This window comes from Mesobacillus boroniphilus (genome assembly GCF_018424685.1).
Classification (GTDB): Bacteria; Bacillota; Bacilli; order Bacillales; family Cytobacillaceae; genus Mesobacillus; species Mesobacillus boroniphilus_A.
The window spans coordinates 495,378-517,833 of sequence record NZ_QTKX01000003.1 but is presented as its reverse complement, the minus strand read 5'-3'; the positions used below and the strand labels follow the sequence as shown (position 1 = coordinate 517,833).

Sequence of the window (22,456 nt, the reverse complement as noted above, 5' to 3'; positions counted from 1 at the left end):
AATTTTGAGGACCGTTTCGTTTGTTTATGCTGCCTCCACCCAATTCTCACTCATCATTTCTGCATAAAAGCTGAGGAACTCTTTAAAGAATGGATGGTTGATTTTTGACTCTGCATTCTCGAGCAGTGGTTTCAGGACTGGTTTGATGAATCTGGCCATCATTTCCGCTTCAATTTCTTCCAGCTGTTGAAGGTGTTCGCGGTCACTCTCTTGTTCCGCTTTGATCTCTCCCTGTAAAATCGAACTTATGAATGCGGTCATGCTGCCGAAGTGGTCTGGCAGCTTATCTTGTTCAAGTGGGAAATAAAAAGCTGTTTTTTCATAAAGACCGATCAGGCAAAGGAGCTCATGCCTGCGTGCTTCTTCATCTTCATTATTTTTCGTATAAGATGAAAAGTAAGGAGAGACAAAGTGATCTCCCGGTATGAAAAAGTGATTGTCATACCAGAGCTGCACTTCATCCCGATTGTATAAGGAATGGAATGAAAGCTCCTTCCGCATTCCTTCAGGAACATCGTTCATGAATTTTTCATAGGTGTCCCAGTCCCCCAGCCAGATGCTTGTCATGATATTCGCAATCGCAAGTTTTCCATATCGTTCTTCCATCATTGTCTCCACCTTCATTTTTCAAGAAATTTCGAGGGGCCTATCAGACACCCCCGATGATGTTAAGCTTTTTCCACGTCTACGAATACGTCCTGCTGTGCCGGGCCGCCGATTAGCAAGTCTGCAAGATAGCCTTCGAAATAGCTGCCGTCACGGTCGGATAAGGCATTAACTGAGAATCCCAGTCCACGCGGTTTCGCGTAACCCGATTCTTCATGAAGCGGCTTATTGAATTCATAGCCCGTATGGCCATATTTTCCTGCTGGCTCAATGGTCTTGCCATCGACTTTGACGGACTTTGAACCGTATGCATCATGTCCGAAGCTGAAGTTTGCACCAACGACACCTGGTTTGATTCCTGGTGTTACGAGCGCTCGGCCTTTTACCTTGGAATTATTGGATGAGATATAAATCTCGTCATCTGTCTTGATGCCTTTTTTCTTTGCGTCAATCGGATTGATCCACAAATAATTTTCAGGCTTGATTTCACGCAGCCATGTATTGCCTTCTGTGCGGTGTGTTGCCATATTCCTTGATTTCCAGTTGATGAACTGGAGAGGCTTGTTTGGCTTGTAAACCTCACCATCGTATGTCTTGATTTCCTCTGCTACCGGAACACCTTCGAAGAACTTACCTGTGAAAGCACTCTTGAAGCCTGCTGCTTTTTCATCGTAAAAATAAACCTGGTTTGCCCACTGATACTTAAGTTTGTTGCCGACATACTCATCGCCTGCTGCCTCAAAGCGTCCTCCGCGGTTCAACACGTAGACGACTTTTTTCCATTCTTCGGGTTTGACGGCATTTTTCAGTTTCTGGATGTCGAAATATTTGCCTAGCGCCTTCTGCCTTGCTTTTTCAAAAATTGCCAGTTCTTCGGCATTTGCATCTTTAACAGGCTTCTGTCCGTCAAAGGCGATGTTTGCGATACGTTTTAAGTAGTAGTCCTCAGGTGTGTGTATTGCCGATCCGTCAGCCAAAGCATTGTCTCCAACACCTGGAAGATCCATTCCTTTTAACAAATCGATGTATACTTGTTCCGTTGGACGTGCATCTGGAACAACCCTTGTCACTGGCTGGATGACACCTGCGAATTTATGTTTCAGGATTGGGAAGATGTCTTCAGCATTCCAGCTTTCAAGGTATGCAAGATCCGGTAAAATGAAGTCTGCGTATTTGGAAGTCTCGCCGATGATCACGTCAGAAGCGACGACCAGTTCAACCACTTTAGGATCCCTGATGAATTTAGCCTGCATTTCAGATCTTGGACCTGACATTACTGGTGAAGTCCTATTGATGAGCAATGCCCTGATTTTGTATGGGTAGCCTTCCGCAGAGCTTGGAAGGACATCGTGGAGCAGTTTATTTCCAAACGGATACCACGGACGCTTTGCCGGATAGCCGTCCTTTGCGAACAAGGATGTTTTTTCATATGGTACCTTATGCCTTGTGACAGGGATGCCCCAGCCTTTGTTTGCATTTGGAACAGTTGCAAGATCGTAACGGCCTTCGGTTGCTTTGTACTTTGCGCCGAGAACGGTGTCGCCTCCCTTCCAGTCGTGGTTTCCGACAAGGTGGTTAAGCATGTTGATCGCTCTAACGCTGTAATAGCCATTTGTATGCATCGCAGGTCCGCGGTAGGAATGAATGCCGACCTTTTTGCCGTGTGAAGTGAATTCACGGGCAATCTGGATGATTTGGTCAACTGGCACATCTGCCTGTTTCGAGTATTCCTCGATTGATTTTTCCATCACTTTATCTTTGAAAATCCTGAATACGGATTTCACTTTGATGCCGTTGATAGTTGTGTCGATATCAAGCTCGCCGTTTCTAGCTTTTGTATGTGGAACCGGCTTGCCATTTTGAATAACAACGAATTCCTCTTCGCCAATTCCAAGCTCTTTGGCACGCACGAACGGCCGCTTCTTATCTCCTACATTGACAAGGAAGGAAGCATCGCTCCAGGTTGTCTCGCCGTCTTCATTCGCAGCCTCCTGGTTCGGGTTGCGAAGATAAATATCGTCATAGCGATTATTTTCGATGATCCAGCGGGACATGGCCATTGCAAGCGCACCATCTCCACCTGGTTTCACCGGAACCCAAACATGCGCTTTCTCTGCGGTCTTGCTGTATCGCGGATCGATGACGATCATTTTCATGCCGCGATCAATCGCATTGGTGATTTGCGGAGCGAAAGTAGTCGGCCCTCGGTTTGCCACCATCGGGTTTGTTCCCCATACGATGACCATTTCAGCGTTATCGTAATCTGGAATCATTCGTTTTTTCGGCTTTTCTGAATCATGAGAGCGCACATTTCCCATTACACTTGTGATTCCGCAATAGCCCCCGTGGTCATAATAGTTGGCTGTCCCTAGACTTCCTGCAGCGAGACGCTCGATGAATTCGCGTCGGTGCCCCGCCATCACTGCGATTTGGTTCGCTTTAGGCCCCAGGTCAGGGTGGTTTGTATCAATCAGGACATCCTTATACTTTTTATCGAATTCAGCTTTTGTCATTTCGCCAGCTTTTAATTGATCCCAGTCAGCCATGACAGCTGCTTCAGGTACGTATTTCCACATTTCTTTTAACCCTGGAGTGTTGAGGTCCTTGCTGCCCTCGAGAATTTCCTTGTAAGCCTCTTCCCAGCTCACCGTCTTCCAGACGCCGCTGCCACGCTCTCCGACACGCTTCAATGGCTTCTGGATCCTGAAAGCGTCATAGTTCGTCTGGATCCCGGCCTGGCCCTTTAAGCAGGTACGGCCGCCGCGGAGGCCGCGTCCCATTTTAGCGACATCGCCTGTTCCTTTTACAGCCTGTGATACTGGTGTATCGTAGTTGATATGGCCTATTTGCACCATATTGATAGGGCTGTACTGGTTGCCTGCAATCTTGCGGACAATGGAAGAATACGCTCCACTCGCTGCCCCGGCAGTAATATATGTCTTGATCGTACATGTCGCGTTACACTGCTGACATGACGTGAAAATGACGTTTTCTGCTGTATAATCCTGATAATCAGTTCCCGTTCCGTGCGGGGAATCGATCCAGACGTCGCCCATCACCTGCTTGATTGGTCCGACGAATGCCGGACCGACAAATGCGACAGCACCAAGCGTTCCGAGTGCTTTTAAAAATCCGCGCCGTTTCATTGGTTTATTTTCCATTATGGCTCACCTCGTCAGAAGTTTCTTCGATTGGCAGCAGCAGCTCGCCGAATGAATAGATTAATAGGCCCATTGCGACAACTCCAACGCTGACCATCCATTCCTTGATCGTTGGTGCATAATTGCCCCATGGCAGTTCGTGAAAAACTGGCACGACAAGCGGCGGGACAACTATGTTGAAGCGGACGCCGATGATCCCAATTACAATCAGGACGGCAGCTGCGAGCAGGGCATTGACGTTCTGGCTTGTTTTTTTCCAGAAGACAATCGTGATCGGGATGACTGCTCCCATCAACATTTGCACGATCCAGAACGACCACGCTTTTTCACTGGCCATCATTGTTGCGAGTGTATCAAGGTGTTCCGTCTCAAGACCGTACCAGCCAATCAGATATTCATAGAATTGCAGACCCAGGTCAATGATCAGGAAGCCGACCATCAGTTTTGCCAGTGAAACTACCATTCCCTGGTCAATCGGCTGTTTCTGCACCTTTTTCTTGATGATGTACATTGCTAAAAGCAGGGCAGTTCCGGAAACCATCGCAGATACGACGAAGATGATTGGGAATAGGGCAGTATGCCATGCCGGCCTTGCTTTTACGACAGCGAAGATGGTTCCCGTTCCGCCGTGTACGCCGAGGATTGCGAGTGGAATCCCGACTGTTCCAAGGATCTTCATCCACATATGGTCACGTTTTTTCGTAGCTGCATTGATGGTAGCATTCTTGAACGTAATCAATTTTGCGACAAAGCCTTTCAATGAGTTTGTTTTTGCAGCGCGGACTAGGTCTTCCCTCATCGCGATGTAAAGTTCGACAGTCAATAGCCCAATATATACCAGGTAAAAATGGACCTCCCAGGCAAGTGGTGATGTAACGTTCCAGTAGATGATCGCATTCAGCATGCGCTCGGGACGTCCAAGGTCCATCAGGACAAAGGTCAGTGCGACGATCATACAGACAATCGCGGTAAAAAGCGCCGCCTTACCGACTCTCTCGTACTCTTCCATCCCGAAGACGTAGATTAGGGTTGAAAGCAAGAATGAACCCGCGCTCAAACCAACAAAGAAAATGTAAAAAGCAATCCAAGCTCCCCATGGTGTTATGCTTGATAGATTCGTAGCCGCGAGTCCTGTGAAGAAGCGTTCCACGATAAAATATCCGCCTATCAGAAAGGCAATTGTCAATGCCGAAATCCATATTTTAAAAGACTTCGACAGAGTCACATTGATTTTTGATTTTGATGTACTTTTCTCTTTTAAATCAACAGCAAGATTTGCCATCGCCAGTCCCTCCTATCTTAGATAAATAACATTCGGATGTGTTCCTAGCTCTTCCTTCAGGCGGAATGCCCTCGGGCTTGCAGCCAGTTTGGATACCACACTGTTCGGGTCGTTCAGGTCACCGAAGAAGCGAGCATCACCAATGCAAGTTTCCACGCATGCAGGCTCTTCGCCTCTTTGCAATCGGTGGAAGCAGAAGCTGCATTTGCGGACCGTGCCGATTGGTGTCTTGCCTTTTTCACGGTTGCCGCGTTCGACGCCGTATTCAGGACTAGTTACATCATTCGCACCTTGCATTTCCTGTTCATAGCTTTCGCCAAAATCGAAGGAGCGCGCTCCATACGGGCAGGCAACGATGCAGTAACGGCAGCCGATGCAGCGATCGTTGTCGATCGCGACAATTCCGTTTTCCATTTTATAAGTCGCTCTTGTCGGGCAAACCTGGGCACATGCCGGTTTGTCACACTGCATGCACGGTCTTGGCAGGTTAACCGCCTTGATATTCGGGAACTCGCCTTCAAGTGATTCCATGACAACATTGTAGGAAATCCCCGGTGGCGTCCTGTTCTCAGCTTTACAGCTAACAGTACATGTATCACAGCCGACGCATTTTTTCAGGTCGATGACCATCGCCCATTTCGGACCATCACCCTTCCTGATGTCAGGTCCATCACCTGAAGCGTAATAATTGCCGAATTCCTTCGTCAGTGAAGAAGAATAAACTTTATGGAAGTCTTCGATTTTCAGTTTGCCGCTGATGACCTTCCTGGCATCACGCGCCATGTTCAGGCCGAGCTCTGTGTCATACTGTGATTCATCCATTTCCTTCTTTGCATCTGGCAGCATCTTGTCGACGATTTTATCGTAATCTACCTTTTTCTCATTTGAAAAAAGACCCATTTTCCGTCACCTCTTTTTATGCGTTTAGATTTTTCTTGATTTCCTTCATATCCTTGATGTCATCCGCGATATCATCGGTAATATCACTTGTCAGCTCACGAGTCGATTTCTTGAATTCCTTCAGCGTCTGGCCGAACGCCCTGCCGATTTCCGGAAGCTTTTTCGGACCGAAGATGATCAACGCTAGTGTGAGAATTAAAATCAAACCTGGAATGCCAATATTGGATAGCATGATGCCACATCCTTTTTAAAATTTTTTCTTTGCTTATTATTAATGCAAGCTGCGTGCCAACTTTTTTGGCATGGTGTGATCGGGAGTGATTGTATGCTGCAATTCCTTGCAGGAGTAAGGCTAGCGGATTCGTGACACTTCTGTGAACGAAAAAAAGCAGTTGATACCGAATTTTTGGTTCGGTATCAGCCGCTTGGTCTGTGCCATTTTGTCACGGTGTTGCAATTTTGGCATGTGACATTTTGGCATGGTGTATCAGATTGGCATGATATTGTATCTGGTGTGTCGGAATGTCATGTGACCTATCTTCTGGTGGGCAGAGATGGCCGGGAAGGAGAGTGCTCAATCCCATAACGGAAACCTTTTACCTGGGGTATATACTCTTCCTTTCTTTTCACCGGATATGTTCAGGTCCAGCTGTGACAGCATTCTCCTGGCCTGGTGTACAGAGGAGATTCCAAGAAAATCCCTGAATTGTCCGTTAGTAATCGACTGTCCATTAATGAGAAAGTAATCTTTTAAAGCAGCAACATGGGCATCCTTTGAAGTATGGCCGCATTTCTTGCATCCCCATAGACTATGAAACTTTTCCATGCCAATTGTGTTGCAGGCCGGGCACTCCACCCCTTTCTGCAATTCACCATAAGGTAGATTCAATATTTTTAAGTCCGGGATATACGGATTATTTTTTTTGAGTAAAAGTTTAACTACTTTCTTTATTTCTTGGTCTGATATTATCTCTTTTTGATATTTTTCAAGGTAGGGGTTGATTTTATAGAAGATGCCGGGGGACTTGAATACTCTTTGGCTAACTTCTTTATTTTGGGTTGGATTTTTGATTAAGGCTTGGGAATTGGTGATCGCAACGAGCGGTTCTAATGGAGGAGAAAAAAATTGATGACTTTTTAGAAAAGCTTTGAGTTGGCGTGCTTGTATTTTCGTCTGGAGAATGGGATCAGGGTATACCTTTTCACTTCCGTTTAAATATTGAATCATTTGGTTGAATTCTGGGTGGAATTCCAGCGTCCCAGCATAATACTTGGAATCAATCGGGATCATTAAGGAATTGGAGATGAATAAAGTGTCAATTTGAAAGTGGGTATCGTTATGGGGGATTCTGATATCATGCAAGATTGTAAACTTAGAGTGGTTGATTTGGGTGATATGGTAATCTAGTTCTTTTTCCCCTTTGTAGCCTGCCCGTTTCCGGAATAATTTGTTCTCGAATTCTACTTTTCGCGGGTGATTTACCGATAAACGTCTTACAATTGCCTCATATATCTTTATTTCTTTTGGAATGGATCGATCTTTCGCTATCAAAAGCTTCACTCCTTCTATATGATTCTCCTAATCATTCGTTATTTGTGCTGATATTACCTTCTTATTTAATTGTGAACATTTTATTGGCGGAGTTCACAACTTTATTGGCGATAATTTCTTTTTATTGGCGAAAAAATTCTTTTATTGGCGATTTCACCCCATTTATTGGCGAAAATCAAAGTTTATTGGCGAACTGGAATTTCCAAGCGTTTTTTTCCAGTTCGCCACCGCATTTCTACACACTATATTCCCTATTCTTTCAACCCATATTGATCGATTTTACGGTAAAGATTCCGGACGCTGATCCCCAGCACATCCGCAGCTTTTGTTTTGTTCCAATTCATCTGCTTTAAGGCGTTTTCGATGTGTACTTTTTCTACTTCTTCCAAAGAGCATAGCGGAGAAAACTGAACTTCTGTCGCAGCCTTTGTTTTTACAGCCTGAGGCAAAAGTAAATCCTCCGCTCCGATAACGCTTCCTTTCGATAACAGCACACCGCGTTCGATCAGATGGCTGAGCTCCCGGACATTGCCCGGAAAATCGTATTGTTCAAGTGCAGCCAGTGCTTCTGCCGAAAGCTGCTTCGATGGATCTTTAGTTTTTCCGATAAAATAGTCAATCAATGCGGGCAGGTCCCCCTTCCGTTCACGCAGAGGAGGAATCGTTAGCTTGACGACATTCAACCTGTAATACAGATCTTCGCGGAACCGACCTTCAGCAACTTCTTTTTCCATGTCTCGATTTGTGGCAGCGACGACGCGGACAGTAACATGCCGTTCCCTGACATCACCGACCCGGCGGAATTCTCCCGTTTCCAGGAAACGCAGCAATTTCACCTGCAAAGCCAATGGCATTTCCCCAAGCTCATCTAAAAATAGTGTCCCGCCTTTTGCTGCTTCAACCAGTCCTTTCTTATCCTGGCTCGCCCCGGTAAAAGAACCGCGAGCATGGCCGAATAACTCGCTTTCAAGCAAATGCTCAGGCAGTGCACCCGAATTCACCGGCACAAATGGTTCATCTGCACGGCAGCTCCAATAATGGAGTGCTTTCGCAAACAATTCCTTCCCTGTGCCGCTTTCACCCTCTATCAGCACAGGAACATCACTGTCAGCAATCCTCTTTGTCATCTCAAGCACTTCTTTAAAATTGGCACTGTCACCAATAATATTGAACCCGTTATGCTGGGCGATGATTTTTTTCATGCTGTCATTCTTTTCTTTCAGCGCTTTATTTTCCGCAGCCTTTCCAATTGTCAGTTCCAATTCTGATAGATTATAAGGCTTAGTGATATAATCGAATGCGCCCACCTTCATCGCTTCGATCGCGGTATCAATAGTCCCGTGCCCGGTCAGGATCAGTACCTCAATATCAGGCTGGACTTTCTTTGTTTCTTTTAAAAGCTCAATGCCGTCCATATTCGGCAGTCTGATATCATAGACGCCAATGTCGTATTCATTTTTTTTCACGAGTTCAAGGGCATCCTCTGCCGTGCCAGCGCTGTCCACGTCAAATCCCTTGCGCTTCAGCCTTCTTACCAAAAGCTCAAGCAAATCCTGTTCATCGTCAACGATTAACAATCTTGTTGCTGACATCGTAGCCCACCTCCATTGTGTCTTGTGCCGTCTGCTTGTAGTTATTTCCGCGGTCCACTGCTGATTTTTCTGCTGTGACATGGCTGCCGATACTGCGGTCCATCTCTATTGGCTCCTGCCCCAAATCTCGTGCTCCCTTCAGCGGACGCTCTGCTGGCATTGGTCCAGGTTCCAAATCACGCTCTGCCTTCAACGAACTTTCTGCCGGCAGCTGGATTTCCACCGTCGTCCCATCGGATGGCTTGCTGTCAATTATGATATTCCCGCCGAATTGCTGGATGATTCCGTAACATACTGACAATCCAAGTCCGGTTCCTTTACCGATTGGTTTCGTCGTAAAGAATGGATCGAACAGTTTATCCATGGCTTCGGCAGGAATTCCGTGACCGCTGTCTGTGACTTTTATTGAAACCAATTCTCCATTGCTTCCCGAAGCGGAAACTACCAGTCTTCCTTCTGGTTCCATCGCATCGACCGCGTTATTGATCAGGTTGACGATGACCTGCATCAGCTTCAGACCGTCACCATTCACAGCCGGCAACGTTTCATCAACATGAAGCTCAAGCTGGATGCGCCGCTTTTTCAGCTGATGCTCAACAAGACTAATACTATTTTCAATGATTTCCCTAACGTGAATATGGTCCTCAGTCCAATCATTCTTCCGGGAAAAATTAAGCAAGTTTCCGGTGATCCGTTTGCAGCGTTCAGTGTTTTCCTTGATTTTGCGAAGATAATGCTCCATTTCATCCTCATCAAGGTCCTCGTCTCCCGCCTGGATTCGGTCGATCAAATCCTCTGCGTATACATTGATCGTTGCCAGCGGATTATTGACTTCGTGGGCGAAGCTCGACGCCATGATGCCAAGCGCGCTCAGTTTATCCGTCTGGATCATCGTTTCTTCCATTTGTTTTTGCTCGGTGATGTCCTCGAGCACGACGAGGAATTCTCCCTCTTCTTCAATCGCATGGTTGAGCGGGAACACCCTGTGCCTGAAAATCCGCTCGCCATTGGCGCCATCCTTGAACTTCATGACTTCGTCAGCAATTTTATCAAGGTCTGGACAGGTAATCGGACAATTCAGGCAAGGTGTATTTTCTCCGCCGATCAATGCGTAACACGGCAAGGTTAGCCGGTCCTCCTTCAGCCACCCTTTTAAAATTGGGTTCATCCATGTAATCCGGTACTCTTTTGTCACGAGCGCCAGCCCTGCACCAATCCCATTAACAACAACATTGAGCCTTTCCTTCTCCTGCTCGAGCAGCCGTGATTTTTCGAGCAGCTCCTTGCTCATATCGTTGAAGGAATCGGCCAGTTTTCCCAGCTCATCGGTCCGTTTCATTTTTATCGGCTTGATTTTGCGGCCCTGCTTCAACTTGTTCATCTCACGATCAATCGAAACAATCGGCCTTGTAAAATAAAGCCCTGCCCAGACACTGATCAAGCTAACTGTTAAAATCAGCAATGCGACTGCTCCTATGCCGCTTTGCAGCATTCTGTTGATTGGAGCGTACGCTGTTGATTTCGGCTGCTCCATCACGAGCACCCAGTTTAAGTCTTCAATTTTTGCAGTGACGCCAATCTCATCCTGGCTGCCAGACGTCTGTTTTTGCCAGAGCTTGCTGTAATCCTGATGGGCGATGACCCGGTCTTTATCATCGATTAAATATATATATGAGGAGTGGTCCTGCCGCATTGATGAGATTTTCCCGATCATCTTTTGAAGCTGGACAACGACTCCAATCGCTTTTTTCGTTTCATTTTCATAAAAAGGGATCGCAAGTTTCATAACAGGCTGTCCGTACTGGTTGAATTCCACCTGGCCGTACACCTTGTCGCGGGTTAGCAGCTGGAACCACATATCATCCGTGTACCACCGCTCGTTATCCCCGGCAATGTTGAGTTCGTATCGGGATACCCGTTTTTCCACAAACCCTTTATCATCTGCAATCACAATCTCCTCGATCGATTCGCTTTGCTGCAGGAGCTCATATAATGCACTCTGTTCTTTATTTAATAGATTAAGAGATGCGAGGACATGAATACGTTGGAAAGTCTTGCTGAATTCATATTCGATTTCCCGGGATAGATTTTCGAGCACAAGATGCTGTTTTTCTAGAATCCTTGTTTCCAAATCTGTTTTTACAAAAGAGTAGTAATAGAGGCTGATAAGCAACAGCGGAATGGTCGACATCGCAACTCCGAATACTAGAACCTTATTGCGGATTGTCTGCGAGTGCATGAAATCAATCAGAGCTTTCATTACTTCCCGCCTCCTTGCACTTCAGGGTGGATCAGGTCGGCGATATGCAGTAAATCTTGATTGTAAGTGACTCCTAGTGCTGCCTTCGTCTGCTGGTTGATGACAAAACGAATGCCATCCGGCAGTTCGACAGGCAAGTCACCCGGCTTATTCCCCTGAATAATCAGGCTGACAAACCTTGACGCCTGGTATCCTTGTGAGTAAAAGCTAGACCCATAGCTCGCCAGCAGCCCTTTTTTCGCTTCCAGATCATACAAGCCCATGGCAGGAATTCTTTTCTCGTTGGTCAGCTTCACAATCTCATCTGTCAGCGATTCAATTCTGAAACTAGGTAAGACAAGGATTGCTTCGCCGTCATCAACTGTTTTCCACAGTTTATCCAGACATTCCTTCGAGCTTGCATCACATGGGGAAATTTCCACTCCCAGCGTCTTGGCGGCAATCCTTGTTTCTTCAAGGCTCAATTTGCTGACATCTATCTTGCTGTCATAAATCACATGCACCCTTTCAATAGCGGGTACAAGAGAAGTAAGCATCTCGAGGCGCTTGCCCGAGATACTGGCATGGTAGTTATTAATTCCTGTAAAAAGCCCGCCAGGTGACTTGTAATCTTGTATCAAGCCAAGTTCCTTCGGTGCAGCGAGGCCGGCAAATACAACTGGAATTTCAATATTTTTATCGTCCATCTTTTCCTTAAGCCGCTGGGTTTCAATCCCGCCAAGCGTAACGATTAAATTCGGTTCAATTGCAAGAAGCTGATCGATTTGCTTTTCGATCAACTCTTCATTATCTTTAGCATTCTTTACTGTAAAATGGACTTCCTGGCCACTGTATCCCAGGTCCTTTAGTCCCGCTTCCAGGCCAATGAACTTTTCATAGCGGTTTTCGCCAATCATAAGGACGCCAACTTCAACGGGCTCTTCTCCCTTGCCGCCAAGAAATGCATATATAACAGCCGAAACGGCAACCGTCGTCAGAAAAAAGAAATACCACTTTGTTTTCACAGTCTGCGCCTCCATTTTCCGTATTCTCTTCCACTATAACGGAAAAAGTAACGTAGCCATCTTGCAAAAAAGGATAATTTTATGAACGTATAAGATTGTTTCCACCAAAATAAAAAAAGGCTCCCCTCAAATAGAGGAGAACCTGAATCTTAATCTTCTTTTCGCTCAACAGCATGTCCGCCGAATTCGTTCCTTAATGCAGCGACAACTTTTCCTGTGAAGGTATCGTCTTCAAGTGACCGGTAGCGCATCATCAGTGACAATGCGATGACTGGTGCTGCTGTCTGCAGGTCCAGCGCCGTTTCGACTGTCCATTTTCCTTCGCCTGATGAATGCATGACACCTTTGATGCTCTCGAGCTTCGGCTCTTTGGAGAATGCATTTTCCATCAATTCCATCAGCCAGCTGCGGATAACGGATCCGTGGTTCCAGACGCGGGAAACTTCTTTGTAGTCATAATCGAACGGGCTCTTTTCAAGAATTTCGAAGCCTTCGGCAATCGCCTGCATCATACCGTACTCAATGCCATTATGGACCATCTTCAAGAAATGGCCGCTTCCAACCTTACCTGTGTACAGATAGCCCTTTTCAATCGAAATGTCCTTGAAGATTTGTTCAACATGAGCAAAAACTTCCGCATCTCCGCCGATCATCGTGCAGGCACCGTTACGAGCCCCTTCCATTCCGCCGCTTGTCCCAACATCCATGAATTGGATGCCTGCTGCTGAAAGCTTTTCAGCACGTCGTAGGGTGTCCTTGTAATTTGAATTCCCGCCATCGATTAGGATGTCGCCCTCTTCAAGGAAAGGTGTGAACTTTTCGATTACCTGGTCGATCAAGTCACCAGCGGGAATCATCAGCCAGACCACGCGCGGTTTTGGCAGCATGTCCACCATTGCCTTATAATCAGCAGCAATCTCAGCACCTTCTGCTTTGATTTTCTGCATTGCTTCTTCATTAATATCATTCGCCACAACCTCATGGCCATTTTCCATTAAATTAAGTACCAAATTATAGCCCATTTTTCCAAGGCCAACCATTCCAAGTTTCACGTCGATGCACTCCTTTTTGTTTATACCAAAATAGTATCAAATATTTTTTCATATGTACACGAAAAACAAGAAAATTATTTTCACCGTTAATATCTCTTTATCGAAATTGCTTCCCTGATTTTTTGCAAATTATCAAGAGTTTGCTCCTGCCTGCGTACTGAAACTGCTACATGCATCACATCAATCAAACTTAGCTGGACCAGTCTTGAAGCTAGCGCCTCCGAGCGGAAAAGAGTTTCCCTTGAAGTTGTATATAATACGTAGTCTGCTTCCTTGGATAATGGAGACTTATAATGACTTGTAATCGCTATTGTTGCTGCCCCATTAGCTTTTGCTATCTTCAGTGCTTCTATGACATCTTTATTGCTGCCGCTATGCGAAATACCGACCGCTGCCTGCCCGGGACCGAGCAGCGCAGCAGAAATGATTTGTTGGTGTCCGTCGCTATGAGCATTGCAATGGATGCCTGTCCGCAAAAATTTATGATAGGCATCCAGCGCGATTGCCGACGACCCGCCTGACCCGTAAAAATCAATCCTTGATGCCTTGCTGAGTACCTCAATAATGTCCTCCAATACCTTTGCATCCAAAAGATTCAGCGTGCCCTTCATCGCTTCAATATGTCCGGCGAAAACTTTTTCCGCTAGAGTAACCACTTCATCTTCTTGCTTTATTTCTTCGTGAATATTTTTGATCGGTTCCACGACTTCACTCGCCAGGGCGATTTTAAAAGCTTGATAGCCCCGGAATCCAAGCCTTTTGCAAAAACGGAAAATCGTTGCTTCTGCGACCGAAGCCTGTTCCGAAAACTCGGTAATCGAGAGATGGATGATTTCCTGCGGGTTCTTCAATATGTAATCTGCAACCGCCTTCTCCTTTGAGGAAAGTGAAGAATAGATGGCATTAATTTTAACAACAACATTTTGTCCATTCAGTTCAGTGGCCACTTTATTGCCTCCTTTTTTGATTCGATTATTTTAGCAAATGGTTCATTTCGCAACCTTGAATAGATTCCTAAAAGATTTTCATTGCTATGTAATCAGGCTGAAAATTTTTTTCATATTTCTTATAAAAATCGGGCCAAACTTATGTTTAGCCCGATTCATTGTTATTCCTGTTCCGTCAAAATGACAGGACCATCTTTAGTAATCGCAATGGTATGTTCATACTGTGCGGAAAGCTTGCCGTCTACGGTTCTGGCTGTCCAGCCGTTGTTATCCATCTTCGTTTTCCATTCGCCCATATTGACCATCGGTTCGATCGTGAACACCATGCCTTCCTTCAGCCTTGGTCCCTTTCCAGGCAAGCCATAGTGCGGGATATCAGGTTTTTCATGGATCACCGCACCGATGCCGTGGCCAATGAACTCACGGACAACCGAAAAACCTTCTACTTCCACATATGATTGAATCGCATGGCCGATATCGCCAACTCGATTGCCTGGTACAGATGCAGCAATGCCGCGATACAGTGCCTCTTTTGTAACTTCAAGCAGCTTTTGAGTTTGTTCACTCACATTCCCAACACCATAGCTCCATGCCGAATCCGCCAGCGCACCGTTCAAGTTGACGACCATATCTATTGTGACAATATCGCCATCGTTCAGCGCCTCTTTTCGAGGAAATCCGTGGCAGACCTCATCATTGATACTGGCGCATGTTGCATATTGATAATTCCGGTAGCCTTTCTGCTGAGGAGTGGCTCCATGCTTTTTCAAATAATCCTCGACAAACTGGTCAATTTCCCAAGTGGTTACCCCCGGCTTAATCAGTTTGCGCAATTCTTTATGCACGGAAGCGAGCAGCTTGCCCGCTGCCTTCATATTTTCAATCTCACGTGCCGATTTTAAAACAATCATTCCGTCATCTCCCCGATTCATTTCACCCTCTATATTATCTTATACATAGATTTTCGCAAAATGAACTGGATGATGGCTCATTTCAACGTTAATCTGGCTGTTTTTCTTAAGAAAAGTTCGAAAAGTATAGGTGTTAAACATCAAAATTAGTTTCGCCTTTGATTTTTTGGCGGAGTTCACAATTTTATTGGCGATAATTTATTTTTATTGGCGAAAAAATTATTTTATTGGCGAAAAACTACAACTTATTGGCGAAAATCAAATTTTATTGGCGAACTGGAAATTCCAGGCGTTTTTTTCCAGTTTTCCGTCACAAGCAACCAAAATAAAACCTCCTGCCTCAGCAGAAGGTTTCTAACTTAAACTCTATTGCAATATCTTAAGTGCCTCTCGATTAAACGCTGGGATATCCTTCGGTTCCCTGCTGGTCACGAGCTGGTTGCAGCAGACGACGACTTCTTTGTCCATGTATTTTGCTCCGGCGTATTCCATATCGACGCGGATGGATTTATAGCCGGTGGCTCCTCTGCCTTCAAGCGTTTTTGCGGTAAGCAGCAGCTGAGGTCCATGGCAGATGGCGAAGACCGGTTTCTTCTCATCCATGAATGCCTTGGCAAATTCAACAAATCGCTCGTCTTCACGCAGCTGGTCCGGGGAGAAGCCTCCAGGGATGAAGAGTGCATCGAAATCTTCCGGCTTGACGTTATCGATGCTTTCATCAATTTTAACCTCGGCTTTTTCCTGCTTTCCAGTTACGGCTTTCCCCTGTTCCTTTTCAATCGTCACTACTTCATGACCAGCTTCGGTGAAAGCACGCGAAGGCTCAAGATATTCTACATCTTCAAATAAATCGGTTATTAAACAGGCAATTTTTTTACCCATGGATTCAACAACTCCTTTTAAGAAATTCTCCACTATTTAAAATTCCCTGTCTTACGGCTATGAAACATTTAATACAAGTTCCATTATTTTGTATTAAATCAGGTAAATAGACCCATCTTATATCGAAAACAAAAAAATCATTTTATATTTCCGTCATTCAACTATAATTTAATTTAGGACATCAATAGGGAGAGAAGGCACCATGGATTTTAAATATGTCAATGTAATGGAAGAGGTAGTTTCCACTCTTGTCAATGTGTTGATGATGAGCCCTGATTATCAGACCTTCTGTAATTGCCAGAAGTGCCGGAATGATATCATTGCCATCAGCCTGAACACTCTTCCAAGTCACTATGTCACTACAGAAGATGGCCGGAAGATGGTCTATGAACAACTTAATACTCAGGAAAACAGAGCCTGGATTAATAAAAGAATCATCAGTGCCATCCATCTTGTCGGGAAATACCCGAAACATTAAAAAATAAAAGCTGCCATCAACGGCAGCTTCTTTTTTCTTATATAGACCGGGTATCCATACGTCGGGCAAAATCAACGAAACGGAACTTGTCAGGACGGTGCCTTGACTCGGTATATTGGAACAGGGTAGCATCGTCAAAATAAATATAGTTTTTCACGATGACGATCGCATGGAATCCTTCCATATCGAGGAGCTTCCTGTCCTGCGGGCTTGGTTCCTCTACGGTGAATTCCTTTTTCGCAAAGCTGATTTTTTTCTCAAGTTTCTTTTCTATATACTCAAATATCGAGTTTTCACAAATCTCACGTGACAGTCCTGGCACATGCCTTTCTACGAGAAAATCCTTATCGAGTATGACCCGTTCTTCATCAATATGCCTCACTCTTTTTACCTTCCAAACCTTTTCATCATCGTCAATATTCAATTCCCTGGCTATATCCCGTCCTGCCATTTCGAGAGTGAACTCTTCTACGGTCGTTTTCGCCTTTCCGCCCATGTTCTCCGCCAGTTCTTTAAAACTGATCAATCCGGAAATCGGAAATTGATGTCTTTTCAAATCGAGAACAAGAGAACCTTTACCGCGGATTTTTTGGATGAATCCATTTTGCGCAAGAAGATTCAGTGCTTTACGAATGGTTTCCCTGGACGTTTGATACATATCCGCAAAATCATTTTCAGATGGCAAAATCGTTTTAGGAGGATAATGACCTTCCTGGATCTGTTTGGAAATTTCTTCGTAGATCAATAAATACTTTTTCTGCATACACATCACCCGTACCTTGTCTGATTGCTACTATTTTACCTTTTTAATATCCTTTTGAACACAAATGACAATTGCGTTTGTATTTTTCAAACAATCTTCATAAAATAATGTACAATTCTTAATAACAAAGACCGATATAAAAGCATCGAGATTTTTCCCAACATATTTTTTTATAAAAGTGGACCAAAAGGACTTTAAGGTTGGTTATAATTGTTCTATAAGTTGTTCTTAATATGGAACTATTTTATCAGATTTGTTATGATATAACTATAAATTGATAAGGTGTGTGGATAAAAGTGATCGGTGAACGCGTCAAAAAATTTCGACAAGAAAAAAAAATGTCCTTATCTGAATTGGCAGAACAAGCTGGCGTGGCAAAATCCTATTTGAGTTCCCTGGAGCGAAATCTTCAAACAAATCCTTCAATCCAGTTTTTAGAAAAGATAGCTGGAGTACTGAATGTCCCAGTAGACCATCTAATTCATGAACAACCCGACAAAGAAAATATGGATTCCGATTGGGTCCACCTTGTAAAAGAAGCAATGGATTCAGGTATCACAAAAGACCAGTTTCGTGAGTTTCTGGAATTCAATAAATGGAGACTACACAATAAATAAATTTCAATGGACAGCCTTCGCTGTCCATTTTTATTTTCATTAATAGAAAAAAATAAAAAGCACCTCCATAAGAGCTGCTCGATCACACTTCTTTTGTCTATGTATTGAATTTCTTTTACTACTTGTTAGTCTTCGTTAAAAACTCCCTGATTTCTTCTTTGTTAATTCCCATCTCTAATGCTTCTAATATAAGCTGCATCCATTCTGTATCCAGTTCTTCAAAAACTACCTGCTCTTTAATCAAGTTCTTCCCCCCAAAATACAGTTAGTATTCCAGGCAGTCCGGCCATCATAGTACTTTGCACCTTAGATCCGTAACTTTGCGTCCTAGTTTTTCAACAAGTTTGCCTTTTTCTGAATCTCTATACTCACTTTTTAAGTCCCAATGTCATTGTACCTTGTTCTATATATTTAACATGTAACTATTTGTCGGCAACTATATAAGGATTTTTCCTCTTTTTTTCCAAACAATTACAAAATCACAGAGTGAAAGTCCTTTTATCTGAAAATTTAAACCATTTAAGCAAGGATATTTGTCATATTATATCTCTAATTGTTGAATTCTTTTTTAAAAATAACCCCCATAAATTTGATAATGATTCTATGGCTGGCTGTTTTTTTTATACAGATTCTTTTTCCGGCGAGTTAAAGTCACAACTTTTTCAAGACTGATGGCATTAAAGAACGGGTATCTCGTTAAATCATTTCCGCATATCGGGCACAGCCACTCCCCAACCTCACTGCTGCTAAACGAAGGACGGTTACAACGATCACAATTTTTTCTGTACACGGCCATCCAGCCCCTTTACATAGTTCTTACTTACTTTATTCCATTCGAGTATAGTCCATTTGCATCATTCCTGAAAAAGTCTAAAATATGGCTAATTTTCTTAAAAAAGAACAATAACCGTTCTTTTTTAAGAAAATACTCCGTTTATCTCAGTTTTTTGTATTTTTAAAAGAACTTATTTGTTCGTTATAATGAATAATAATTGAAATTAAAGGAGATTGCCATATGAAGATGAAGGTCGGCGAGAGAATTAAAAGTTTGAGGCTTGAAAAAAAGTATTCCATTAGTGAACTCTCTGAAAAAGCGAATGTGTCCAAATCCTATCTCAGTTACATCGAAAGAGGGATCCAGGGAAATCCTTCGCTTCAGGTTTTGTCCCGTCTGGCAAACAACCTGGATACAACTGTTGAGTATTTGATGGGACAGCAAAACATGAAAGTTGCAAGGATGCCTGTTGATGAGGAATGGGCTGGACTCATAGATGAAGCCATAAAAAACGGAATCAGCAAAGAAGATTTTGCTTATTACCTGGATTTCATGAAGTTTAAGAGCCGGAGCAATCAGGATAAGTAGGTAAAGGCATTTATATAAATTACAATGCAAAACAGCACTTTAGAACAAATATTTTCGTATGAGTGTCGCTTTTCGTACGCCCTTGTATTATGTTTTTAAAGGCTTTGATCTCCTTTTTCAAAACTGTAATGTTACGAAAAAATCCTAAAAAAAGAACCAGCCTTATAGGCTGATTCTCTGTTTGGCCAGGCTGGCTGCAATCTTTGCCCCCACCCTCGCATTATTTTTCACAAGTGCGATATTCGCCACAAGGCTTTTTCCATCTGTTAATTCTTTGACCTTTCCAAGAAGGAATGGAGTTACCTGCTTGCCGCCGATTTGTTTATCCCTGGCTTCACCCAGTGCTTTTTCAATCACATTTGCGATCAAGCTCTCTTCCATTGCGTCTTCTTCTGGAATTGGATTAGCGACGACGATTCCTCCATCAAGTCCCAGCTCCCATTTGGTTTGGATCATCTCTGCTATAGATTCTGGTGTATCAAGCCGGAAGTTAACATGGAATGGACTTGTTCGTGTGTAGAAGGCTGGCAGTGAGTCTGTCCGATAGCCTATAACAGGAACTCCCTGAGTTTCAAGGTATTCAAGCGTCAGGCCAAGGTCAAGAATTGATTTTGCGCCGGCACATACAACCGCGACATTTGTTTTTGCAAGCTCCTGAAGGTCTGCGGATATATCCATCGTAGTTTCTGCTTCTCGATGAACTCCGCCTATTCCGCCGGTCACAAACACTTCAATCTTCGCAAGCTCTGCGCAAATCATCGTTGCTGCCACCGTTGTCGCCCCATTTTTCTTTGCAGATAACAAATACGGCAAATCCCGCCGGCTCGCTTTCTCAACATCTTTGCTCTGCCCCAGGTACTCAAGTTCTTCATCTGACAAGCCAACTTTTATTTTCCCATCCAGTATGGCAATGGTTGCAGGTACTGCTCCATTTTCACGGATGATTTGCTCTACTTCCCTCGCTGTCTTGACATTCTGTGGATAAGGCATCCCATGTGAAATGATCGTAGATTCCAGGGCAACGACCGGTTTGCCTGCTTTTTTTGCTTCGATTACTGCTTGTGAATATTCTAGCCACTTTTCCAGCATGGAGTACCTCGCTTATTTAAAGTTTTGTTTATATGTGTCTAGCAATTGTTTATTATTCAAAATCGGATTTACAGTTTCGATTGATTGCAGCGTCAGGATTGAACAGGCCATGCCAATCTTGCAGGCATCCTCTGTTTGGATGCCATTCAAATGGGCATATATGATTCCTGCAACAAGCGAATCTCCTGCTCCAGTTACATCAATAACAGAAATCGCCGGGGGAATCAGGACGCCAGCTTCGCCTTTCGAGGTAAAATAAATCAGACCTTTGTCTCCGCGGCTGATGACAACCTTCTCCACACCTTTATGTATAATCAGCTCTGCTGCCTTGAAGAAGTCACCTTCATTGTTGATACTAATCCCGGAAATGGCTTCTGCCTCTTCCTTATTGGCAATCAGCCAGGTCACCCCTGTTAAATCCTCCGGCAGCTTTCTCGCTTTCGGAGATGAAACGGGAGTAATGCATAGCTGAATGTTTTCCTTATGGCAACGTTCAATAATCCTTTCAAGAACGCCCGCCGGGAAATTAGTATCCAGCATAACGAAATCTGATGAAGCAAAATAATTCCACTTACGGTCCAGGAATTCAGGTGTGATAAATTCATAGATTGACATTTCTGCTAACGCTACTGTCATTTCCCCCTCGTGGTCCAGTACCGCCGTATACGCTCCCGTAGACTGTCCCTGAAGAGTTTCTGATGGCGTTATATCTGCAAAAGCCTTTGTATATTCCATTAGCCATTGGCCTTCATGGTCATCACCGACAACCGTCAGTATGCTGACATCACTTCCAAGCCTTCCCAAGTTCTCCCCGATATTCCTGGCAACTCCTCCGCATGACTTTGAGCTTTCAGCCGGGTTCGAAGTACGCAGCTCAAGAACACCCTTCGGCCATATTTTGCGGTCGACATTCGCGCCTCCCACACACAGCACCTGGCGCCTTCCCGGTAAAATATACGCCCGTCCTACAAGCTTTCCTTGTTTTATTAAAGAAGAAATATAGCCGGCAACTGCTGAACGCGATAAATCTGTTTTCGAAGCAAGATCAATCTGTGAAATGAACGGATCCTCTTTTATCAGCTTTAAAATAAGACCCTCTTTTTCGTCCATGTTGCGCACCTCTCTATTTCCAAAATATAGCTTACACTTAAATTTTAAACCTTTATCTGAATATACACAACTTTATTAATATTTGATTGAGTACTTAAAACCACTGGTATACAATATTCAAAAAGCTTGGAGATTTTTCACAAAATCGTCATAAAAATAGTGTGCTTCTCACGCTTATCCCACTGATTTTTCGCATTTTAATCACAACTCCCTGATAGGATTAAATTCGATCAAAGGAGGAGATTTGAATGAAGAAATTTTTTGCTATTATGATGGCATTCTTTTTAATGACAATTGTTTCTGCCTGCGGTGATGAAGCTGGCGAAAACGAGAAAAAAGACAGTCAAGAAACTGCAGCAACAGAGGTGAAACACGAGGAGGATGACCATGCAGATGGCCCACACGAACCAGGTGCTGATGATGTTTGTGCTTTCTGCAATATGAAGGTATATACGGAAGCTAACCCAATGGGCGTTTTCACAGCTCAGGCAAAAATGAAAGATGGAGAGTATGTATTCTTTGACGACTCAGGCTGTCTAGTGAATATCCCAAGACGTGATGACGTTGAATTCGAGGAAAAATGGGTGCGTGATTATATAACATCTGAATGGATCGATGCAGATTCCGCAATTCCTGTAAAAGCAGACCTTAAAACCCCTATGAAATACGGCTACGCTTTCTTCAAGGACAACGAAAGCGCCGAGAAATTCATTTCAGAAAACAGCGACAAGAATCCTGCTATGGCAACATGGGAGCAAATCGACCAAATCGCAAACGAACGCTATATGAAAAAAATGAAGATGAATGGTGACAGCATGGATATGGATATGGATGACAAGGAAATGGACGGAGAAAGCGAAGAGGAAAGTGGCCATTGATGGAGGATA

At 44.1% G+C, this 22,456-nt stretch carries 21 protein-coding genes and 1 riboswitch; of the genes, 4 read left to right on the top strand and 17 right to left on the bottom strand.

Annotated features, from left to right (window positions below; all coding sequences use genetic code 11):
* Positions 1–24: 24 nt before the first annotated feature.
* From DYI25_RS19860 to DYI25_RS19800, 13 genes are all read right to left on the bottom strand, one after another.
* The gene (locus DYI25_RS19860) at positions 25–609 is read right to left on the bottom strand and encodes a molecular chaperone TorD family protein (protein ID WP_213372159.1); all 585 of its coding nucleotides are present in this window, start codon (positions 607–609) and stop codon (positions 25–27) included.
* A 59-nt stretch (positions 610–668) separates the two neighbouring features.
* On the bottom strand, positions 669–3,767 hold the full coding sequence (locus tag DYI25_RS19855) for a molybdopterin-dependent oxidoreductase (protein ID WP_213372157.1): 3,099 nt from the start codon (positions 3,765–3,767) through the stop codon (positions 669–671).
* Positions 3,757–5,049, bottom strand: coding sequence for an NrfD/PsrC family molybdoenzyme membrane anchor subunit (nrfD, locus tag DYI25_RS19850; RefSeq protein ID WP_213372155.1), 1,293 nt, complete (start codon positions 5,047–5,049; stop codon positions 3,757–3,759). Before nrfD ends, DYI25_RS19855 begins: the two co-directional genes overlap by 11 nt.
* Positions 5,050–5,061: 12 nt before the next feature.
* Positions 5,062–5,949 (bottom strand): 4Fe-4S dicluster domain-containing protein, encoded by an 888-nt coding sequence (locus DYI25_RS19845; protein ID WP_213372153.1) that lies wholly within the window; start codon positions 5,947–5,949, stop codon positions 5,062–5,064.
* 16 nt (positions 5,950–5,965) lie between these two features.
* On the bottom strand, positions 5,966–6,181 hold the full coding sequence (tatA, locus tag DYI25_RS19840; RefSeq protein WP_213372151.1) for a twin-arginine translocase TatA/TatE family subunit: 216 nt from the start codon (positions 6,179–6,181) through the stop codon (positions 5,966–5,968).
* A 342-nt stretch (positions 6,182–6,523) separates the two neighbouring features.
* A complete protein-coding gene (locus DYI25_RS19835) occupies positions 6,524–7,501 on the bottom strand; it encodes a nuclease-related domain-containing protein (protein WP_213372149.1) in 978 nt (325 codons plus the stop codon).
* A 251-nt stretch (positions 7,502–7,752) separates the two neighbouring features.
* A complete protein-coding gene (locus DYI25_RS19830) occupies positions 7,753–9,093 on the bottom strand; it encodes a sigma-54-dependent transcriptional regulator (RefSeq protein WP_213372147.1) in 1,341 nt (446 codons plus the stop codon).
* Positions 9,065–11,353 carry an ATP-binding protein gene (locus DYI25_RS19825; RefSeq protein ID WP_213372145.1) on the bottom strand — a complete coding sequence of 763 codons (2,289 nt, stop codon included), beginning with the start codon at positions 11,351–11,353 and terminating at the stop codon, positions 9,065–9,067. Before DYI25_RS19825 ends, DYI25_RS19830 begins: the two co-directional genes overlap by 29 nt.
* Entirely contained in the window at positions 11,353–12,357 is a 1,005-nt protein-coding gene (locus DYI25_RS19820) for an ABC transporter substrate-binding protein (protein WP_213372143.1), read from the bottom strand. Before DYI25_RS19820 ends, DYI25_RS19825 begins: the two co-directional genes overlap by 1 nt.
* A gap of 149 nt (positions 12,358–12,506) precedes the next feature.
* On the bottom strand, positions 12,507–13,409 hold the full coding sequence (gene gnd, locus DYI25_RS19815) for a phosphogluconate dehydrogenase (NAD(+)-dependent, decarboxylating) (RefSeq protein WP_213372141.1): 903 nt from the start codon (positions 13,407–13,409) through the stop codon (positions 12,507–12,509).
* 86 nt (positions 13,410–13,495) lie between these two features.
* Positions 13,496–14,344 carry a MurR/RpiR family transcriptional regulator gene (locus tag DYI25_RS19810; RefSeq protein WP_213372531.1) on the bottom strand — a complete coding sequence of 283 codons (849 nt, stop codon included), beginning with the start codon at positions 14,342–14,344 and terminating at the stop codon, positions 13,496–13,498.
* Between the two features lie 173 nt (positions 14,345–14,517).
* A complete protein-coding gene (gene map, locus DYI25_RS19805) occupies positions 14,518–15,267 on the bottom strand; it encodes a type I methionyl aminopeptidase (RefSeq protein WP_213372139.1) in 750 nt (249 codons plus the stop codon).
* A gap of 366 nt (positions 15,268–15,633) precedes the next feature.
* The gene (locus DYI25_RS19800) at positions 15,634–16,149 is read right to left on the bottom strand and encodes a type 1 glutamine amidotransferase domain-containing protein (protein ID WP_213372137.1); all 516 of its coding nucleotides are present in this window, start codon (positions 16,147–16,149) and stop codon (positions 15,634–15,636) included.
* A 202-nt stretch (positions 16,150–16,351) separates the two neighbouring features.
* On the opposite strand from DYI25_RS19800, the gene DYI25_RS19795 reads away from it, so the two are divergent.
* Positions 16,352–16,627, top strand: coding sequence for a late competence development ComFB family protein (locus DYI25_RS19795; RefSeq protein WP_249745558.1), 276 nt, complete (start codon positions 16,352–16,354; stop codon positions 16,625–16,627).
* A gap of 37 nt (positions 16,628–16,664) precedes the next feature.
* Here DYI25_RS19795 and treR read toward each other — a convergent pair whose 3' ends face one another.
* Positions 16,665–17,390: a trehalose operon repressor gene (gene treR, locus DYI25_RS19790; protein ID WP_213372135.1), complete on the bottom strand. Its 726-nt coding sequence runs from the start codon at positions 17,388–17,390 to the stop codon at positions 16,665–16,667.
* Positions 17,391–17,686: 296 nt separating this feature from the next.
* On the opposite strand from treR, the gene DYI25_RS19785 reads away from it, so the two are divergent.
* On the top strand, positions 17,687–18,007 hold the full coding sequence (locus DYI25_RS19785; RefSeq protein ID WP_213372133.1) for a helix-turn-helix domain-containing protein: 321 nt from the start codon (positions 17,687–17,689) through the stop codon (positions 18,005–18,007).
* Between the two features lie 118 nt (positions 18,008–18,125).
* Here DYI25_RS19785 and DYI25_RS19780 read toward each other — a convergent pair whose 3' ends face one another.
* Positions 18,126–18,251, bottom strand: a complete 126-nt coding sequence (locus tag DYI25_RS19780) for an anti-repressor SinI family protein (RefSeq protein WP_213372131.1) — start codon at positions 18,249–18,251, stop codon at positions 18,126–18,128.
* A 29-nt stretch (positions 18,252–18,280) separates the two neighbouring features.
* Positions 18,281–18,366, bottom strand: a riboswitch (cyclic di-GMP riboswitch).
* 656 nt (positions 18,367–19,022) lie between these two features.
* Between DYI25_RS19780 and DYI25_RS19775 the strand changes: the two genes are divergently transcribed.
* A complete protein-coding gene (locus DYI25_RS19775) occupies positions 19,023–19,370 on the top strand; it encodes a helix-turn-helix domain-containing protein (RefSeq protein ID WP_342032544.1) in 348 nt (115 codons plus the stop codon).
* A gap of 162 nt (positions 19,371–19,532) precedes the next feature.
* Here the strand turns inward: DYI25_RS19775 and DYI25_RS19770 are convergent, their stop codons facing one another.
* Positions 19,533–20,459: a pseudouridine-5'-phosphate glycosidase gene (locus DYI25_RS19770; protein WP_213372129.1), complete on the bottom strand. Its 927-nt coding sequence runs from the start codon at positions 20,457–20,459 to the stop codon at positions 19,533–19,535.
* Between the two features lie 12 nt (positions 20,460–20,471).
* On the bottom strand, positions 20,472–21,569 hold the full coding sequence (locus DYI25_RS19765) for a carbohydrate kinase (protein WP_213372127.1): 1,098 nt from the start codon (positions 21,567–21,569) through the stop codon (positions 20,472–20,474).
* A 248-nt stretch (positions 21,570–21,817) separates the two neighbouring features.
* On the opposite strand from DYI25_RS19765, the gene DYI25_RS19760 reads away from it, so the two are divergent.
* Entirely contained in the window at positions 21,818–22,447 is a 630-nt protein-coding gene (locus tag DYI25_RS19760) for a nitrous oxide reductase accessory protein NosL (protein ID WP_213372125.1), read from the top strand.
* Positions 22,448–22,456 lie beyond the last annotated feature (9 nt).

What these genes read in the sequence shown, in the direction of transcription:
- DYI25_RS19860 (WP_213372159.1), bottom strand. Translation starts at nt 609, where the DNA reads ATGATGGAAGAACGATATGGAAAACTTGCGATTGCGAATATCATGACA.
- DYI25_RS19855 (WP_213372157.1), bottom strand. Translation starts at nt 3,767, where the DNA reads ATGGAAAATAAACCAATGAAACGGCGCGGATTTTTAAAAGCACTCGGA.
- nrfD (WP_213372155.1), bottom strand. Translation starts at nt 5,049, where the DNA reads ATGGCAAATCTTGCTGTTGATTTAAAAGAGAAAAGTACATCAAAATCA.
- DYI25_RS19845 (WP_213372153.1), bottom strand. Translation starts at nt 5,949, where the DNA reads ATGGGTCTTTTTTCAAATGAGAAAAAGGTAGATTACGATAAAATCGTC.
- tatA (WP_213372151.1), bottom strand. Translation starts at nt 6,181, where the DNA reads ATGCTATCCAATATTGGCATTCCAGGTTTGATTTTAATTCTCACACTA.
- DYI25_RS19830 (WP_213372147.1), bottom strand. Translation starts at nt 9,093, where the DNA reads ATGTCAGCAACAAGATTGTTAATCGTTGACGATGAACAGGATTTGCTT.
- DYI25_RS19825 (WP_213372145.1), bottom strand. Translation starts at nt 11,353, where the DNA reads ATGAAAGCTCTGATTGATTTCATGCACTCGCAGACAATCCGCAATAAG.
- map (WP_213372139.1), bottom strand. Translation starts at nt 15,267, where the DNA reads ATGATTGTTTTAAAATCGGCACGTGAGATTGAAAATATGAAGGCAGCG.
- DYI25_RS19800 (WP_213372137.1), bottom strand. Translation starts at nt 16,149, where the DNA reads ATGGGTAAAAAAATTGCCTGTTTAATAACCGATTTATTTGAAGATGTA.
- DYI25_RS19795 (WP_249745558.1), top strand. Translation starts at nt 16,352, where the DNA reads ATGGATTTTAAATATGTCAATGTAATGGAAGAGGTAGTTTCCACTCTT.
- treR (WP_213372135.1), bottom strand. Translation starts at nt 17,390, where the DNA reads ATGCAGAAAAAGTATTTATTGATCTACGAAGAAATTTCCAAACAGATC.
- DYI25_RS19775 (WP_342032544.1), top strand. Translation starts at nt 19,023, where the DNA reads ATGAAGATGAAGGTCGGCGAGAGAATTAAAAGTTTGAGGCTTGAAAAA.
- DYI25_RS19770 (WP_213372129.1), bottom strand. Translation starts at nt 20,459, where the DNA reads ATGCTGGAAAAGTGGCTAGAATATTCACAAGCAGTAATCGAAGCAAAA.
- DYI25_RS19765 (WP_213372127.1), bottom strand. Translation starts at nt 21,569, where the DNA reads ATGGACGAAAAAGAGGGTCTTATTTTAAAGCTGATAAAAGAGGATCCG.
- DYI25_RS19760 (WP_213372125.1), top strand. Translation starts at nt 21,818, where the DNA reads ATGAAGAAATTTTTTGCTATTATGATGGCATTCTTTTTAATGACAATT.